At 61.0% G+C, this 17276-nt stretch carries 17 protein-coding genes and 2 pseudogenes; 10 read left to right on the forward strand and 9 right to left on the reverse strand.

The window, feature by feature from the left end:
- Positions 1–86 precede the first annotated feature (86 nt).
- Together rplM and rpsI are read left to right on the forward strand one after the other, a co-directional pair.
- Positions 87–509 (forward strand): annotated as a pseudogene (gene rplM, locus BUS42_RS04965) (50S ribosomal protein L13); the annotation flags it as partial.
- Positions 510–790: 281 nt separating this feature from the next.
- Positions 791–1192, forward strand: a complete 402-nt coding sequence (gene rpsI, locus BUS42_RS04970) for a 30S ribosomal protein S9 (RefSeq protein ID WP_074305762.1) — start codon at positions 791–793, stop codon at positions 1190–1192.
- Between the two features lie 324 nt (positions 1193–1516).
- Here rpsI and BUS42_RS04975 read toward each other — a convergent pair whose 3' ends face one another.
- On the reverse strand, positions 1517–1723 hold the full coding sequence (locus tag BUS42_RS04975) for a hypothetical protein (RefSeq protein ID WP_074305764.1): 207 nt from the start codon (positions 1721–1723) through the stop codon (positions 1517–1519).
- Between the two features lie 117 nt (positions 1724–1840).
- Positions 1841–2653, reverse strand: coding sequence for a hypothetical protein (locus tag BUS42_RS04980; protein WP_074305766.1), 813 nt, complete (start codon positions 2651–2653; stop codon positions 1841–1843).
- A gap of 459 nt (positions 2654–3112) precedes the next feature.
- On the opposite strand from BUS42_RS04980, the pseudogene BUS42_RS45970 reads away from it, so the two are divergent.
- The 7 genes and pseudogenes from BUS42_RS45970 to BUS42_RS43490 form a co-directional block, all read left to right on the forward strand.
- Positions 3113–3298 (forward strand): annotated as a pseudogene (locus tag BUS42_RS45970) (1,4-alpha-glucan branching protein); the annotation flags it as partial.
- Complete coding sequence (locus BUS42_RS44255; protein ID WP_410001694.1) at positions 3296–4099, forward strand: alpha-amylase family glycosyl hydrolase; 804 nt, start codon at positions 3296–3298, stop codon at positions 4097–4099. The pseudogene BUS42_RS45970 and the gene BUS42_RS44255, both read left to right, overlap by 3 nt.
- 63 nt (positions 4100–4162) lie before the next feature.
- On the forward strand, positions 4163–4852 hold the full coding sequence (locus BUS42_RS44260; protein ID WP_216821007.1) for an alpha amylase C-terminal domain-containing protein: 690 nt from the start codon (positions 4163–4165) through the stop codon (positions 4850–4852).
- Positions 4853–5346: 494 nt separating this feature from the next.
- Positions 5347–5589 carry a hypothetical protein gene (locus BUS42_RS04990; RefSeq protein WP_074305769.1) on the forward strand — a complete coding sequence of 81 codons (243 nt, stop codon included), beginning with the start codon at positions 5347–5349 and terminating at the stop codon, positions 5587–5589.
- A complete protein-coding gene (locus BUS42_RS04995) occupies positions 5582–5998 on the forward strand; it encodes a PIN domain-containing protein (protein WP_074305771.1) in 417 nt (138 codons plus the stop codon). The genes BUS42_RS04990 and BUS42_RS04995 overlap by 8 nt, the downstream gene beginning before the upstream one ends.
- 301 nt (positions 5999–6299) lie before the next feature.
- On the forward strand, positions 6300–6659 hold the full coding sequence (locus BUS42_RS05000) for a hypothetical protein (protein WP_074305772.1): 360 nt from the start codon (positions 6300–6302) through the stop codon (positions 6657–6659).
- An 81-nt stretch (positions 6660–6740) separates the two neighbouring features.
- Entirely contained in the window at positions 6741–6887 is a 147-nt protein-coding gene (locus BUS42_RS43490) for a hypothetical protein (RefSeq protein ID WP_159452167.1), read from the forward strand.
- Between the two features lie 162 nt (positions 6888–7049).
- On the opposite strand, the gene BUS42_RS05005 is transcribed toward BUS42_RS43490, so the two are convergent.
- From BUS42_RS05005 to BUS42_RS43495, 4 genes are all read right to left on the reverse strand, one after another.
- Positions 7050–8495 carry a DUF1501 domain-containing protein gene (locus tag BUS42_RS05005; protein ID WP_074305773.1) on the reverse strand — a complete coding sequence of 482 codons (1446 nt, stop codon included), beginning with the start codon at positions 8493–8495 and terminating at the stop codon, positions 7050–7052.
- 4 nt (positions 8496–8499) lie between these two features.
- Positions 8500–11718, reverse strand: coding sequence for a DUF1553 domain-containing protein (locus tag BUS42_RS05010; RefSeq protein WP_083670062.1), 3219 nt, complete (start codon positions 11716–11718; stop codon positions 8500–8502).
- 599 nt (positions 11719–12317) lie between these two features.
- A complete protein-coding gene (locus tag BUS42_RS05015; protein ID WP_074305775.1) occupies positions 12318–12887 on the reverse strand; it encodes a TIGR03067 domain-containing protein in 570 nt (189 codons plus the stop codon).
- Positions 12888–13032: 145 nt separating this feature from the next.
- Entirely contained in the window at positions 13033–13182 is a 150-nt protein-coding gene (locus BUS42_RS43495) for a hypothetical protein (RefSeq protein WP_159452168.1), read from the reverse strand.
- 464 nt (positions 13183–13646) lie between these two features.
- Between BUS42_RS43495 and BUS42_RS43500 the strand changes: the two genes are divergently transcribed.
- The gene (locus BUS42_RS43500) at positions 13647–13784 is read left to right on the forward strand and encodes a hypothetical protein (RefSeq protein WP_159452169.1); all 138 of its coding nucleotides are present in this window, start codon (positions 13647–13649) and stop codon (positions 13782–13784) included.
- 37 nt (positions 13785–13821) lie between these two features.
- On the opposite strand, the gene BUS42_RS05025 is transcribed toward BUS42_RS43500, so the two are convergent.
- The 3 genes from BUS42_RS05025 to BUS42_RS05035 all read right to left on the reverse strand — a co-directional run bounded on the left by BUS42_RS05025 (position 13822) and on the right by BUS42_RS05035 (position 17032).
- On the reverse strand, positions 13822–14868 hold the full coding sequence (locus BUS42_RS05025) for a potassium channel family protein (RefSeq protein WP_074305779.1): 1047 nt from the start codon (positions 14866–14868) through the stop codon (positions 13822–13824).
- Between the two features lie 86 nt (positions 14869–14954).
- A complete protein-coding gene (locus BUS42_RS05030; protein ID WP_254053316.1) occupies positions 14955–15977 on the reverse strand; it encodes an ABC transporter permease in 1023 nt (340 codons plus the stop codon).
- Entirely contained in the window at positions 15974–17032 is a 1059-nt protein-coding gene (locus tag BUS42_RS05035) for a substrate-binding domain-containing protein (RefSeq protein ID WP_074305783.1), read from the reverse strand. The genes BUS42_RS05030 and BUS42_RS05035 overlap by 4 nt, the downstream gene beginning before the upstream one ends.
- Between the last annotated feature and the right edge of the window lie 244 nt (positions 17033–17276).

A 17276-nucleotide genomic window follows, 5' to 3' on the forward strand; every position in this document is an offset into this window, starting at 1 on the left:
CGTGCGCAAAAGCGCCGATAAGATAGTCGTTTCGCACCAAGTTAGGGCGCTTTTCGAGCTCGACGTCTGTTAGGTAGCCCACGTTCATGAATTGTTATCAGGCGAAGGCGGGTGAGCTTACAAAGAGCTGGTACGTGATCGACGCGACCGATCTGGTCGTGGGCCGACTCGCCGCGCAAATTGCGCCGATCTTGATGGGCAAGCACCGCCCCACGTACACGCCCCACATCGACACCGGCGACTTTGTCATCGTGACTAACGTTGACAAGGTGGTGTTCACCGGCAAGAAGTGGCAGCAGAAGTCCTATCAACGCTACTCGGGACATCCCGGCGGTCAGAAGGACGAGGTCGCGTGGAAGCTGTTCCAGCGTCGACCCGAGCGAATTCTGCAGCTCGCCGTTCAGCGGATGATGCCCAAGAACAAAATCGGCCGCCACATGCTCGGGAAGCTCAAGCTTTACGCCGGCTCCCAGCACCCGCATCAGGCGCAGGCTCCGCTACCCCTGGATGGCATCTTCGGCCGTCCGGCGCCCGCGGGTGGTCTGTTCGTCCCCAAGGCGATCCCTCAGGCCCCTCGAGTCAAAGTCGAGGCCCCGAAGGTTGAGGACACGCCGGCAACGGCAGCCGCCGAGCAGGTTTCCACGACGACCCCGGACGCGACTCCGGCGGCTGAGTGAACCGAGACGTCAACGCGACTCCTGAACATTGGTTGAATTAACGATCGGCTCGTGGCGCCTCTCGACGGACTGAGCGAGAGGTTCCAGACGCTATTGAGAGGACCGAAACAGCGATGGCCACTGCGGCACAACCCTTCATCTGGGGCACCGGCCGACGCAAGACGGCGGTGGCCCGCGTCCGGATCCGTGAAGGGACCGGCAAGTTCCTGGTGAACGACCTCGAGGTCGACGCCTACTTCGTTCTGGAAGTCCAGCGGAACGACGTCCGCGCTCCCCTCGTCCGCACCGAGATGTCGGACCGGATCGACGTTTTCGTCAACGTCAAGGGCAGCGGCAAGCATGGCCAGGCAGGCGCGGTGGTTCTGGGGCTGGCCCGTGCTCTCAAAGAGCACCGCAGCGACCTCGAACCCGTCCTCCGCGACCACGGCTTCCTGACGCGCGACGCCCGTATGGTCGAGCGTAAGAAGTATGGCCATAAGAAGGCCCGTAAGAGCTTCCAGTTCTCCAAGCGTTAATCGCAGGGTTTTGGAACAAAACGTTATCCGGCGTAAGCCCGTTTGGCTCGACCAAACGGGCTTACTCTATTTTAGTCGCCCATCCTTCCTCCTTTCGGTTGATTTGGGCGATCTGGCGATGGGGAAAAGGGGGCAGAGCATGGTCGAGGTGTCTCGTTCTTGGAGACAACCTGCGGCCGTTGCTGACCGCCCCCTCGGCTGGCTGGTCGCCTACCCGTTTGACGACGGCGCCCGGGCCGCTCCCTTCAGAGTTAAAAAGGCCATCCGGTTGGGATGGCCTCCTGGATCAACCTGGCGTCCTTACCGACTTGAGATGGGTCGAATTCACCGGTCCAGTGCCTTGTCGACGGCCTGCCCCGCCTTCTCGCCCGGACCGGCCGGATTCACGGCGTCCTTCACGTTTTGGACCCCCTGATCGAGATTCTCGCCGGCACGCTCGGCGGGGCCCTTGGACTCGCATCCGGTCCCGATGATGAGGGCAGGGACGAGGGCGAGAGCCAAGGCAAATGTCTTCGCGGATTGGATTGTCATGATTCATCCTGTATAGGGAAACGGTTGCAGGACAGCCGGAGTCGTTGGTTTCGCGAATTTCGCGGAGGTGCCGGGAATGGCTCGGCCGTTCAACGTCCGTGGCGGTATGGGGTGCGATCAGTTGCGCAGGGTTGAAACGCGGCGTACCCCCAGAATCGGGACGGGTTGGAGGAGCTCCCCCGCACCGATCAAAGAGCCGGCAATTACGGTGGCCATCGACACGACCATACCGAGCAAGGTCCACCACGTTGCCCGCCGGGTGCTATCCGCTGCGCGTCTGGCGGCCTCGCGAATCTCGGGCCTGTCGGCGAGTTCTCGTGCCTGGTCCTTGATCGAGGTCGGATCGTTACGCAGCCGGTTCACCCGTTCCTTGAATTCCGCCTGGGCCTTCTTGGCTTGATCCTCGCTGACTCCGGCTTTCTTCAGATCCTCAATGAACTGATCGCCCCCAAGTTCGGCGTCGTAACGTTGACGAAGTGCGTCCATCAAACCGGCCGCGGGTGGTCCATGCTCCGCGGCATCGCGGGTGATGGTATACGCCCCCGAGGAGGCCCCAACCATCGCACCAAATCCGGCCCGGATTCCGACGCTCAGCAGCCAGGCCATGCCCATGAAGAGGACGCCCCAAAGGATCATCCCATAAAGGACGGCCTCAAGCTTGCTCTCGCCGACCGCAAGCCGACTGGTCGCCCAGCCCCCGAAGAACATCGTCAACAGCAAGGTGACGATCGCATAGATCGCGGCCCCGGTTCCGGGAGTTGCGTCGGCGTGTCGCACCGCCACCTCGATTCCCAGGGCAATGCCCAGCATCGTGAGCATGAGGTAGATCGACAGTGCCACCATCGCACCCGCGGCAATGGCTCCCCAACTCACACGGCTCTTCACCGCCAGAAGGTCGCTGGCCCTGGGGGTACTGATCTCGCTCGCCATTTCATCGACTCCCCGGTGTAAGTCATTTCTTGCCGCTCGGCCACACCTAAGGCCGGTCGGCGTCTGCCTTCCGAAACCGCGTGTGACTTTGCAACGTGATCGTATCCTCGTTCCACAGATGCGAATCTTTGGCCAAGACGCTGGAAAATGAAAAATTTCTTTGAAAATTCGGGCATGTTTATGTCGGAAATCATCATGCCCGAGATCCCTGGGTCGTCGTGGCGTTTTATCCACCGCTGATGGCGATCCATGGGACACTTCCGGCCTGGCACACGGATTGCTCGGTTGTGACTTCCCGAGCCCCACCCACCCTCGAACGTGATCCGGTGTCGGTTCCATCCTGGAGGTCCAATGGCCAAAGCCCTCACGAGCCACCCGAAGAGTTCGGCATCGAAGCCCAGCCCGCAGGTTCATGCCGGAATGGGTGCGATTTTCCACGAGGGTTGAACGGCCTTCCGTGTCTGGGCACCTCACGCCGACAAGGTGTTTCTTACCGGCTCATTCAACAAATGGTCGGAGTCCGCCGCCCCGATGGTCGCTGAGGACGGCGGTTGCTGGTACGCGGACCTCGCCCAAGCCAAAATCGGCGACGAGTACCGCTACCTCATTCACAATCACAATGGCACGACGAAGCTTTCTCGAATCGATCCCTACGCGCGCGAGGTCACGAATTCGGTCGGCAATACGGTCATCTACGACCCCGATTTCGCGTGGGATGATGATCACTTCGTCATGCCTGGCTGGAATCAGTTGGTGATTTACGAGCTTCCCATCGGCACATTCAACGACAAGCCGGGGGGAGCACCGGGGACGTTTGCCGACGCCGAGAAGAAGCTCGAGCACTTGCAATCGATCGGCGTGAACGCTATCGAAATCATGCCGGCATCTGAATTTGCGGGCGATTTTTCCTGGGGCTACAACCCGGCCCACATGTTCGCCGTCGAGAGTTCTTACGACGGCCCACGAGCGTTCAAGAAGTTTGTCAAGCAGGCCCACAAGCTTGGGATCGCGGTGATCTTCGACGTCGTCTACAACCATTTCGGTCCCGGCGACCTCCACCTCTGGCAGTTCGACAGTTGGAGCGAGAACGGCCTGGGCGGCATCGACTTCTATAACGATTGGCGCTGTGAGACGCCCTGGGGGAATCGCCGGCCGGATTACGGACGCGGAGAAGTCCGCCAGTACATCCGCGACAAGGCCATGATGTGGATCGAGTATTTCTATGTCGATAGCCTTCGCTATGACATGACGCTCTACATCCGCCAGGTGCGTGCCGATGGCGATCCGGGGTGCGACCTTCCCGACGGCTGGGGTCTGGGCCAATGGATCAACGGCGAGATTGCCAGCCAATTTCCCGGCAAGATCACCATCGCCGAGGACTTGCAGAACAAAAGCTGGATCACCAAGGACGTCGGGGCCGGCGGTGCCGGGTTCGGTTCGCAGTAGGACGCGGCCTTTGTCCATCCGGTTCGAGCCGCGGTCACCACGCCCGACGACTCGCATCGCAACATGGGGGCGGTCCGCAACGCGATTACTCACGGCTACAACGGCGATGCTTTCCAGCGGGTCATCTACAGCGAGTCGCACGATGAGGTTGCCAACGGCAAGGCACGCGTGACCTCGGAAGTTGACGTCAACTCGGCCGAAAACTGGTTCGCCAAGAAGCGGTCGACGTTGGCGGCGGCCTTGGTCTTCACGGCACCAGGCATTCCCATGCTCTTCCAGGGTCAGGAATTCCTCGAATCCGGCTGGTTCCGGGATACCGTCCCGCTGGATTGGAAACTGACACGCAAGCACGAAGGCGTCGTCGACCTTTACCGCGACCTCATCAGCCTCTGCCTCAACAAGTCCGGGACGACCGCCGGCCTCTGCGGCCATTACGTCAACGTTCACCACATCAACGACCAAGACAAGCTAATCGCCTTCCACCGTTGGGAAAAGGGCGGGCCGGGCGATGAGGTGATCGTCGTCGCGAATTTCTCCGCGCAACCCCACCATCATTACCGGATCGGATTGCCCCATCCCGGCCTCTGGTCGTTGCGGATGAACAGCGACTGGAAAGGCTATTCGCCCGATTTTCAAGACTTTCAGAGCTTCGATATCAACGCACACGCAGGCGACCAGGACGGATACCCGAACTTCGGCGAGTTCTCGATTGCGCCGTACAGCTTCCTTATCTTCTCCCAGGGGACGGACTGAAATTTCCGATCGGCGAAGGAGTCATTCTTCACCTTTGCGGTAATCATCGGCGCACACCTTTCCCGCGGATGGGTGACAGGGCTGGCGGCGGAAGCAGGGTCAGTCAGTCTTGCAACCGAACCAATATCGATATGTGCGTCGAACAATCCCACTTCGAGGAGCGTAACGGTTGGCCTGAACCTCGGTTTTGGCACCACCCACGGGATTGGAACGGAACGTGTCAAACGGGGTCTCCCGCACTCTTGAAGATCGAACGCAACCAACTGGAACGATATTCCTTGTTTTACAGGGGTTCGCCAAGTTGTTCCGGGCCGGAGCAGGGCCGTGATCATCAACAGTGCGGGAGAACCCTTGTACTCGCTCAGTTCCAGCATCCTGCTTACCTTCCCGCAGTTGTCTGAGGTTGCCAATTCCTCTAGAATAGTCTAGACTAATCGTCATAACCAGCTTGGGAAAAGCCGGTTACGGCAAACGTAGCCAGCGAGGAGGGAACCATGACACAAACCGATTTCAACCATATCGTCGAAAGCCTCGGCGGCTTATCGCCGGAGCAAATGCGTCAGCTTCGTCGCGAATTAGACGGCAAGCTGGCCACGGTGGAGCAAAAACAGCCTGCCTGTGACGATCTCGGCTCGATTGGGGCGATGCGTGACGACGCCGACTTGCTCGACGCGGCCGTTGCCCATGCCATGAAAGTAAGGGAAGAGCGGCCTTGGAGGCTGTCGCCTGGTGAATAAGGCCCTGCTTGACACCGACATCTACTCCGAAGTGCTGAAAGCCGTAGACCAGAATGTCGCCAGGAAGGCCGCCGCCTACCGGAAGGCCCACGGACACCTGACGTTTTCGGTCATCACCGTCATGGAGGTGATCCAGGGCTTGCAAAGGGTTGGCGGCTCGAATCGCATTCAAACCTTCCGAAACGCCATTGCCCCAGAGGAGATCCTGCTGTTCGATCAGGATGCCGCCGATCTTGCTGGCCAGATCGCCGGTGATCTGGATCGCATCGGGCGGCCGATCGGCCGCTGTGACCCCATGATCGCGGCCGTCGCCATCACGCACGGCCTGGAGCTGGTCACAGGCAATACAGCCCATTACCAGCGTCTTCACCAGCTCGGCTATCGACTCACGCTGGTCAACTGGCGATAATCCACGGCTGGATCACAGGTTATCGGAGCCACGGTCATGACGTGTGTAATCATCAAGGCGTCTTATGATATTGCAGGTAGTGCGGATGTTGTTGGGGGTATCTGCGGGTCCGCGTTTTTTGCTTCGCGTACTCACGCGATTACTTGCAATCATGGTTTCACCCCGGGTGATTTGATCCCTAACGAAGAGGATTGTATCCAAAGTGCCGCGACGGCTCGTCATGACGTCGAAGCCCTGTTGGCTGCACTTTGGATACAATCCTCTTCGTTTGCAACGCCAATCCAAAGGAGCGATCCCATCCATGCTACCAGTGAACCGCGGCATCCAACGCACCACCAGTGACCAGGTTGTACCCCCCACCACCACTGACCACTTACTCTCCGAGGACGAGCGACTAAACGCGGTGCGGGACCGGGAAGCGGTCGAGGCTCTGGGCCGGGAGCTGGACCGGCGATTGATGCGACAGGCCATGTATCCCATCTACTACGATGCGGCCCGCAAGCAAGTCGCCGCCGGTGTCAGCCACGAGGCTATCCGGGCCGAACTGAACATTAGGCTTGCCGATATCGAGGATGAATTCGATGCGTCCGTCGCCCGCGAGGCTTACGAAGACGCCTTGGCGGATCGGCCGCAGCCGCTCGACGCGGAAAGCAACTCATGAGCACCGATCTGGTGAGCACGCCGTCTCACGCCATCGCCCGCCACAATTGAAGGGTCGAAGCCAAATTTCTCCATGGGTCTGGTGAGCACGCCGTCTCACGCCATCGCCCGCCACAGCGGCAGCCTGATCGTCCCGGCGATCGTCGCCGATGCCGGCGACCAGGCCGCCCGCCGCTTCGTCGAACTGTTCACCGCCACCATCCGCAACGCCAACACCCGCCAAGCCTAGGCCGGCCGTCCGCGATTTCTTCACCTTGTGCCAATTCCACTGCCTCGCCCTGCCCGCCCTCGAGCTGGTCCACGTCGCCGCCTCCATCGAAGCGATGACCACCAACCGATCAGTCTCACCGTCAAGCAACACCTGGCTGCAATTCAAGATGCTGTTCCTTGATCATGAGACCAAGGCCTTAATGACGGTGCCATGTACGTCAGTGAGTCGGAAGTCGCGACCTTGGTAGCGGTAGGTCAATCGTTCATGGTCGATGCCCAGGCAGTGGAGGAGTGTGGCGTGCAGGTCATGGATGTGGACTGGGTCGGAAACAATGTTGTAGCCGTAATCATCCGTCTCGCCATGGACGATGCCCGGCTTGATGCCGCCGCCCGCCATCCACATCGAAAAGCAGCGCCCGTGATGGTCTCGGCCGTAGTCGTCCACTTGCCCACCCTGACCGTAAACGGTCCGGCCGAATTCGCCGCCCCAGACGACGATGGTGTCATCGAGTAGCCCACGACGCTTGAGATCGGTAATAAGAGCCGCTTGGGGCTGGTCGATGTCGTGGCATTGCTTCGGGATGTTGGTGGGCAAGCCGCCGTGGTTGTCCCAACCTCGGTGGTAGAGTTGAACAAATCTTACGCCGCGTTCCACGAGCCGCCGCGCGAGCAGGCAATTTGCGGCGAATGTGCCCGGGGTCCGAGATTCCGGGCCGTAGAAGTCGAAGGTCGACTGCGTTTCCTGAGAGAGGTCCGTCAGCTCGGGGACCGAGGCCTGCATCCGGAAGGCCATCTCGTACTGCGCCGTCCTCGTTTCGATCTCGGGGTCGCCGTCTTCCTCGAACCCTTGACGATTCAAGCGGGCGATCCCATCCAGCATCGATCGGCGCAGCTTGCGATCGATACCGGGGGGGTCGGAGAGGTACAGGACCGCATCACGGCCGCTCCGGAGCTTGACACCTTGATGATTCGTCGGGAGGAAGCCGCTCCCCCAAAGGCGGTCGAGTAGCCCCTGGTTGGAGTCCTTGCCGCTGCCGTGTGAAATCATTACGACGAATGCAGGCAGGTCTTCGGTTTCGCTCCCCAAACCGTAGCTCAACCACGACCCCATCGAGGGGCGACCCGGTTGCTGTGCGCCGGTCTGGATGAAAGTGATCGCCGGATCATGATTGATGGCTTCGGTATGCATGGAGCGGACGATGCAGAGATCGTCAACGATTTTGGCGGTATGGGGTAAAAGCTCGCTCATCCAGGCGCCTGAGGCTCCGTGTTGAGCGAACTTGAACTTGGGAGCGATTACGGGAAAGCTCTTCTGGCTGGAGGTCATTCCGGTCAGACGCTGGCCGTGGCGGATCGAGTCCGGGAGCTCAGTCCCATGGAGCCGGGCGAGCTCCGGCTTGTAATCGAGCATTTCCAGTTGGGATGGGCCACCCGACTGGAACAGGTAGATGACCCGCTTTGCCCTGGGTGCGAAGTGCGGCAATCCAGTGGCTTGATCGAGCGCTCCCAGGCTCTCCCTCTGGAGCAGCGCGGCGAGTGCCGTTGCGCCGAGGGCTCCCGAGCTTCCTCGAAAGAAGTGCCGTCGCGTGATTCCGGCGCCGGCTGCGAAATTCTGTAGCGGACGCATCCACTCACCTTTTGCTAATGACTTCGTCCAGGTTCAGAATCGTGCTACAGGTGACGGTCCAGGCAGCAAGCTCCGCCGGTTCGATCGCCGGGTTCCGCGGCGATTTGCCGACAGTAAGCAGCGTTTCCGCCGCGGTCCTGTCGTTGCGGAACCGATCGAACGCTTGGTGATAGATCTCCGTAAGGATGGCTCGCTCCTCAGCGCGCGGCGATCGGGACGCAGCGAGCCGATAGCCAAGCTCCAAGCGTTCCTGGAAGCTTGATCCCGCCTCGAGCATGCGCTCAGCCAACTTGCGTGCCGCCTCCAGGTAGGTGGGATCATTCAGCAAGATCAGCGCCTGGAGCGGCGTGTTCGTTCGTCCCCGACGCACGACACAGACCTCGCGGTTCGTCGCGTCGAAATTCATCAACGCCGGGGGTGGGCAAGTGCGTTTCCAAAACGTGTACATGCTGCGCCGATAGAGCCCGTCGGCGTCGTCGGGAACGTACTTGGCTTTCCGCTCCACGGAGACTTCCTCCCAGAGACCTTCCGGCTGATACGGCTTGACGCTCGGACCGCCGACTTTGCCTCTCAAGAGTCCACTGATCGCGAGCGCGTTGTCCCGGACCGTCTCCGCCGGGAGCCGGAACCGGGGCCCGCGCGCGATCAGACGGTTCTCGGGGTCGCGTTCGAGGATTTCAGGGGTGGCCCGCGATGCCTGGCGGTAGGCGGCCGAGGTCACGATCAACTGTTGCATGGCCTTGACGTTCCAGCCGGTCCGGATGAATTCGGTGGCCAGGTAGTCGAGGAGGTCGGGGTGGCTGGGAAGTTCGCCCATGGCGCCGAAGTCTTCGACCGTTTTTACCAGCCCGGTCCCGAAATACATCTCCCACCACCGATTGACCGCGACTCGTGCCGTCAGGGGATGAGCCGGATCCGTCATCCAGCGGGCGAGTCCCAGACGGTTGCGGGGTGCCTCCGCGGCCATCGGTTGAAAAACGGACGGGACGTTGGGCTCGACGGGGTCCCCCACCAGGTCGTACTGCCCGCGCTTGAGGATGAATGTCTCACGGGGCTTGGAGAGATCGCGCATCACCATCGCGATCGGCAGGGTTTTCTCGAACTCGTCCTTGCTCCGATCGAGGTCAGCCAGTTCCGACTTGAGTCGGGCATAGTCGCGATCGATTCGGTCGAGGAAGAAGCGACGGAGTTGGGCACGCTGCTCGGGAGTGCGCTTCGGGCCTGGTACGGCCAGGATGTCGCCCGCGAACTCGAGGGCTTTTCCCGTGGCAAGCGTGGTGGCCTGATCGCGATCGAGGGCCACACCGAATCCGCGGAGGTCGTCCAGGCCCCCATTGAAGGGGAGCGACTTTTGGCGTAAGCCAAGGCGCAATGGCTGCTCGGTCGCGATCGTCCCGGTCAGGTTGTCGTTCGCCACCTCAACCGGGCTCAACTTGCCGTCGAGGTAGATCTTGATCCCTGCCGCCTTCCGCGAGCCGTCGTAGGTGACCAGAACGTGCCGCCATTCCTTCGGTTTTACCGAGTCCTTGGTGACCACCTTCAGGCCGTTGTCCGGCCAGTGGTGAATCAAGTGGCAGGCCACCCTCCCGTTCTCCCAGAGGATGTCGTATCCGCGGTATCCGGCCTCCTCATCCATTTTCGAGAGGATCGCCATCGGCCCGGACGAGTCGGGACGAATCCAGCATCCGACGGAGAACCCCGCTTGGCCGTCGGTGGTTCCTCGCTCGCCGAGGTCGACATAGGTCTGGTCGGCGAACTCGAGCGCTCCGGCAAGTTTCCCGGTCGTCCTCCGGGGCATTCCTCGGAGGGAGCCAGGCTGCCTGGAATTCACCGCATCTCCGACGAGTTCCCCCTCGGTTTCATCGAGTGCGAAGTGGAACTTGAGCCCCGCTTGCTTGATCTCGTCCCGCTCGGTGGGAGATGCGTCCCGTTCCCATCGCTCGCGGCCAAGTTCCGCCTCGGACTCCTGCCGAGCGATCTGACTGAGGAGGGCTTGCCGTTGGTCCTTGATCTCGGCCAGGCGTTTGCTCTGCGAGTCGGAGGGAACCTGCAAGTAAGGCTCGATGGCGACGGCTCCACCATAGCCTCCCTGCTTCTCGTCGAGGCTATTGAAGAAGCCGTAGAATTGGTAGTACTCCTTCTGAGAGAAGGGGTCGTACTTGTGGTCGTGGCAGCGCGCACACTGCAACGAAAGGCCAAGGAAGACGGTGGCGGTGGCGTGCACTCGATCCGCCACATATTCCACGCGGTATTCCTCAGGGATGATCCCGCCTTCCGTATTGTGGCCTTGGTTGCGGTGAAATCCGGACGCGACCTTTTGTTCCAGGGTGGGAGTCGGCAGCAAGTCGCCGGCGAGTTGTTCGGTGATGAACTGATCGTACGGTTGATTGCGCTGAAATGCGTGGATGACCCAGTCACGCCAGGGCCACATGGTTCGGTCTTCGTCGTTATTGTAGCCATTGGTGTCCGCGTACCGCGCCGCGTCGAGCCAAGTCATCGCCATCCGCTCGGCGTATCGGGGAGATGCGAGGAGGCGGTCCACGACGCGTTCGTAGGCGTCGCTCGCACTGTCCGCGAGAAAGGCGTTCTGTTCGTCCAAGGTCGGCGGTAGGCCCGTGAGGTCGAGCGTCACGCGGCGGAGCAAGGTCAGTCGATCCGCTTCCGGCGCTGGTTTTAGCCCCTCGTGCTCGAGCCGGTGGCGGATGAAGTGATCGATCGGGTTCTTCACGCCGGTCGCACCTCGAAGTGCGGGGATCTCCGGGCGCTTCGGTGGAACGAAAGCCCAGTGTTGGCTGTACTCGGCCCCTTGGGCAACCCAGTTGCGGAGCAGGCGTTTCTGGCTGGGATTGAGGTCTTTCTTCGCCGCAGGCGGAGGCATCCGGTCGGCGTCGTCTTCCGACTCGATCCGTTCGATCAGCGCACTGGCCTCGACGTCCCCCGGAACAATCGCCTCGAGTGCGACGGCGGACTCTCGGCGGTCGAGCCGGAGCTTCGCCTTGCGGGCTGCCTCGTCGGGCCCGTGACACGTCCAGCAATGTTCCGCGAGAATCGGCCGAATTTCGCGGGCGAAGTCCACCGGCTTCGTGACGGGGGACTCCTCCGCCATGGCGATACCGTCCGTGAAGAGCACGGCAATCGTGAATCCGAGCTGACCGACCCACAACCGTCGTCGACCCCCGCGGGCAAGGGTGTGTTGGAATGGCTGGACGTCTCTACCCGTCATTCTCGTTGACCTCGATAATCCCACCAGCGATTCCAGTCCCGTCGAGACGGGATGACAATCCTACGGTCCGATCGACGGTCGTCCGGTCGCGCGGATCCCGCTTCCCTCCTCCAACTCACCATCGAAGGACCACGGCTAACCCGCCGCTGATCGCCAATCCCGGGAGAATTCTGCGATGATTCAACTCGTCTTGAAAGCAAGACTTACAGCATGCGTACCGGCGGTTGGAGGGAGACCTTGGCCTACCGGATCTCACAGGTCCTGGAGACTCGGAAGTCCTCAGCGTCCACGATACCCGTTCGGACCGGTTTTGAGAAAGCTCCCTGTCCCCCTGGAGCTTGAGCCCAATCGGTCAATCCCTTGGGAACGAGTGGCCGCGCGGGGCGAGCGGGCGAGTTGCCCCACGGTTGAGACCGGAGCGAGCGGCGCCGAGGCTCCCTAGAATCTCGGGGGTTCCTCTATAGAATACAGATAGTAGTTCATGTTTAGTCGTTAGCCGCTTGTCGAAACCTGAACTGACACCGGGTTTATTTTGACAAAACTCAGAGAACAATCCATGCTTCCTGAATTACCCAGATTTCTTGTCAGAGCCTGGTTTATCACGGGGCCGGGGCGACGGCATTCGCGGGCGTTGACTTCCGCTCGAAGAACATCACTGTGAGCGGCGTGCCTTCCTGGGAGGCGAATCGGGTCGGGCGTTGAGTATTCTTCTTCTCTGCGTTCAGACAAATCACCAGCGTGCCCCGATCGATCATGTAGATTCCGAGAAGCGATTCCCCGATATCGTCCCGGACAAGGTCGATCGTTTTCGGGCTCGTTGACGAATTGAGTCGCACTTTGTAGAAAAGCTTTCGAGGCTTGCCGTTCGGTTGAGCACGAAACCACGAATCGCCCATGAAGATCGGCGAGTACAGCGCGTCAAATTCGTCACCTTCGACACCGATTGGCTGTTTCTTACCACTAATTTCCGACGAATAGCACGTCCAGCTCCCTTGGAACGCGGCGAGTTCTCGCCTCGCTCCCTCCTCGCCGGGACCGATTGCCTTCGTTGCATCGTCGGCGAGAGAATTGTTGTCCCCTGGAACAGCCAGGGAGAGACTTGCGACCAGGACAATCGCGAACCCGAACCTGACACTCAGAGTGCTGAATTTCATCGGATTATCACTCATCAGAAGCACCTCCCTACATGACTTTGTGCCGGCATGAACGGGGACGGTAGCCCGATCGATTGACTTTGCGGGCCACGTCCCACAACCTTGGACTGATCGCATCCGGCTCTGCCCCGTGGGCAGAATGGCCGGCTTGTCGGCCAAATCACCGTGATCGCGGATTGAGGATCCGGTCGTTTTGTTCGTGGATGATGGTCAGCAGGTCATTCTGGAGCCGCTCAGCCTCTCCCTGGTGGAACGTCGCCAGGTAAACCGACAGTTCGATCGCCGACGATCGGAGACGAGTCAGTGACATGATGCCTCTCTGTTGAATGGAGAGAAGCACCGCGATTCAACATTCTACAAGTCAGCCTGTAAGCGTTTGATCTGTTGTATATTCGTATGCATGGCTATAAAAAGCAAGACATGGCATTGTAATTAATTAGAACATTATTGAAAATTCACACTTGGGACTTTCAAGCGTATCCGTTCACGGCCCGAACCTTTCGTGCCGTAATACTTCTACCATGATCCCCATGCCTCCTATCCCTGAGCCGCTCTGGAACACCGTCCCACAGGAAGCCCAGATCGCCATCCTGGACCTCTTGGACTCCGTCAACGGACGGGTCCTTGAACTGGAGCAACGTGTCAGCGATCTCTGCGAAGGTCTTACACCCACTCCCTGAGCGTTTGGAGGCCGAAGCCTCCCGTTCCTGTCTGCCCCACAGTACGGATCTGACGAAGACGTCTCTCGATGTTTCCGAAAGCGTCGAGTTGGGGATGACTTGGTTCTCGCCACCCCAGACACTTTCTGTCCCTTCAAAGTTTTACGCCGGGAAGGAAAATGCCACCCCGATCGGCCGACCGATCCGGATCGTGGACAAGGGGGCGAAGCCGGTCACCGAGGTCATCGCCTGAGCCTGGGTCGCCGCGACGAGCGAACGCGGGTGTATGATCAAATTCCAAACTGTTCACGGAACTGGACGAGGTTTTCGCGGCGGCCGAGGATGACGATCTTGTCGTCGACGCCAAACGGTTCGTCGCCCGAGGGAGGGAACTCGACGCGGCCGTCGGCCCGCTTGATCGCGATGACGATGACGCCGGTGCGGCGGCCGATATCAGCGTCGCGGAGCGTCATTCGGTGGAGGGTACTTCCTTCTTTGATCGGCAGGTCGTCCATCTCGATGGCCAGGTGGGAGCTTTGCGTCACCAGTTCGGTGAACTCGACGGCCGAGGGGTTGATCAGGAGCGAGACAATCCGCCTCGCCCCGATCGCCGACGGCAGCACCACGTGGTCCGCGCCCGCTTGGCGGAGCTTTTTGAGCGTCGTCGGCTGCTCGGCGCGGGCCACGATCATGACGTTGGGTGCCATCTGGCGCGCGGTCAGGGTGATGAAGACGGTCTCGGCGTCGGAGGGCAGGGCCGTCACCAGGGTTTTGGCCCGTAGCAGGCCCGCCTCGCCGAGCACTTGCTCCTCGGTGGCGTCCCCTTGGACGTAGAGGAGGCCTTGCCGCTCGATCTCGGCGATTCGCTCGTCAGCGGGCTCGATGATCACGAGCGAAAGGCCCGCCGCGATGAGATCGTCGGTGACGAGCCTGCCAACCCGGCCGAAGCCGGCGACAATCGTGTGCCCGCTGAGCTGCTCGATCTGACGACGCATGCGCTGGTGCCCCAGGAGGGTTCGGATCTCTCCTTCCGCCAGGAACTGGACGAAACCGCCCAGCATATAGGCGACCGCGACCGACCCCAGCGCGATGATGATCATCGTGTGGACCCGCGCCGCGGTCGTGATCACCGGATGGACCTCGCCGTAACCGACCGTCGACATCGTGATCACGACCATGTAGACGGAGTCGAACAGGGTCCACCCGTTCGCCACATAGCCGATCACCCCGAAAATCATCACCAACAGCACGCCGATCACGCCTTGGAGCATTCGCCGGATCGACCGACGTTGCCAGAAGCTCGGGATCGCGCGAGTCGCGGTTTGGGAGATGGCCATACGTGGCTCGGACTCGGCCCGAAGTCATGAACAAGACTGAGTCCAGCCACTCCAGTGACCAGTAACCGACGCCCCCGCGCGATCGATCAGGCGCGTCCCCGGAACCGCTGGTTGAACGCCACGGCAAGCACGACCACGGTGCCCAGCACCAAGCCTTCAATCTGGGACGGGTCGACCCCCTTCACCACGATCGCGGTCCCCTTGATCACGATCTGGATCAGGAAGAGGCCGAGCACGGTGCCTCGGATCGACCCGAGTCCTCCCGAGAGGCTACAACCACCCACGACCGCGGCCGTGATCGCATAGAGTTCGTACGAGACACCGAGCCGAGGGTCGGCCTGTCCGCTCCGGCCGGTGAACAGGATTCCCCCCAGGGCCGCGAGCATGCCGGAAAGGCCGTAAGCCACCGCCTTGAGCCGTCGCGTCGGCAGGCCGCTCAGCCGCGCGGCCGTCTCGTTGCCCCCCAACGCATAGAGGTGCCGTCCCAGAACGGTCTTGCCCATCATGATGCTGGCCGTGATTGCGACCACGGTGAAGATCGCCAGGGTCCACTTCGGTTCTTTTCCCAAGATCCGATAAGAGTCGAAGGGAATGTTGATCGACTGGTTCTTGCAGAGGAGCATCGCCACGCTCCTCAGACCGGCCATCGTCGCCAAGGTCGCGATGAACGGCGGCAGACCGAGCCAGTTGATCATGAAGGCATGACCCAGGCCAATTCCGAGTCCCATGAGCAAGGTCAATGCGATGGCCAACGCGACCAGTGCGTCGGAGGGGGGAAGCGCCGTCGGCTCGCCCCCACGCAGCCAGTCGGTCAAGAGTTTCGCGCTCACGATCGAGGCCAGCGCGACCACCGAACCGACCGAGAGGTCGATCCCCCCGGTGATGATCACCAACGCCGCGCCGATCGAGAGCACCCCGAAGAGGGCGACCTGATGAAAGAGCGCCTGCTGGGTGTACGCCGAGAAGAAGCTATGGGAGGGGTTGAAGACGTAGATCAGGGCCAGCACCACAACGATGCCGGCCACCAGCCCCCATTCCGGTGCGCGGAAGATCGACGCCCAGGACCGGCCCTCCTTGGCGGCCAACCGAGTTGCTGAGTCGTTCGTCATGACGATTTCAGGCCCTTGCTGGTCAACCATTCCTTCATGGATTTGATGTCGATCACATTGTCCCCCTTCACGGGCGACTCCTTGGTGGGAACGATCACACGAACCCCCGTGTCAATGACCGAAGACCCGCCCGGGAGCATCGACTCGATCGTCGACTGGTCCTTTTCGACCAAGGCCTTGACCAACTGAACCCCTTGGTAGCCCATTTCGTAGGGGTTCTGGCAGACCGCCGCGTCAATTCGACCCTTCTCGACATGCTCGACAGCCTGTTCGTCGAGGTCGAACGTGACGACCGTGACTCGCTTGCGGAGGTCGGGAAATTTGCCGACTTCCTCGGCGATCCGAGGCGCGTTATACGACCAGATCCCCACGAGCACGCCGATGGCCGGGTACTTTTCGATCGCGGTTTGGACGTTGGTCAGGGCACGCGCCAGGTCGTTGTCGTCGGAGAAGACCTCGGCCTCGGTAAACGCCTTGCCGGCCCCCGCGAAGAAACCGTCGTGTCGTTCGATTGCGTTGGCCGCCGACGGCACCCCGACGAACATCGCGACCGTGCCCCCCTGGGGCCGGAGCATCGCCGTGACCTTGCCGGCCACTTCGCCCGCTTTCCGGTTGTTCGTGCCGATGTACGCCTTGCGGGTATCGGGCTGACCGTCCGAATCGATGGTGATGACCACCTTGCCCTGGGCCTGGAGCTCACGCATCTTGTCGGCAATGCCGGGCGTTGCCGCATCCAGGACGGAGACGGCCACCCCTTGCACGTCGGAGCGGCTCAGGGCGTCTTCGAGCAGGCGGATTTGCCCCTCGCGCTGACCGTCATTGCGACGCATCTCGACCTGGGCGCCGAACTTCGCGGCGCCGTCGTGCATCCCTTTTTCGACGGCACTCCACCAATCCGAGTTGCCGTTCGTGATGAACAGGATCTTGGGACCCTTCGAAGCGTCTGATCCCGCCTTCGGGAGTGACGCATCCTTGGATTCACCGCAGCCGGTCGAAATGAGCAACGCAAGGACGCAGAGCCAACGGCCCTTGCGTAGAGTCCAGGTCGAGTGCACGTTGTTCCCCTTCAGGCGATACGCCCAGAATCGTTGAGAGCGATTATCTTACCTGCGCCGATAGCGAAACGAAACGCATCGCTTTCGAGAGATCGAAATCGCCCGGGCGAACATGGATCGCGACCGCGCTGTCTCAGGTCTGAAGGCGAGCGAACCTTTTCCGGGCGAGCGGGGAGCACGAGGCTGCTTCAGTCCCTATCCACGTGGCGACTTTCGCGAGTACGATGACGATTTCCTCTGAAGA

Source organism: Singulisphaera sp. GP187 (assembly GCF_900129635.1).
Classification (GTDB): Bacteria; Planctomycetota; Planctomycetia; order Isosphaerales; family Isosphaeraceae; genus Singulisphaera.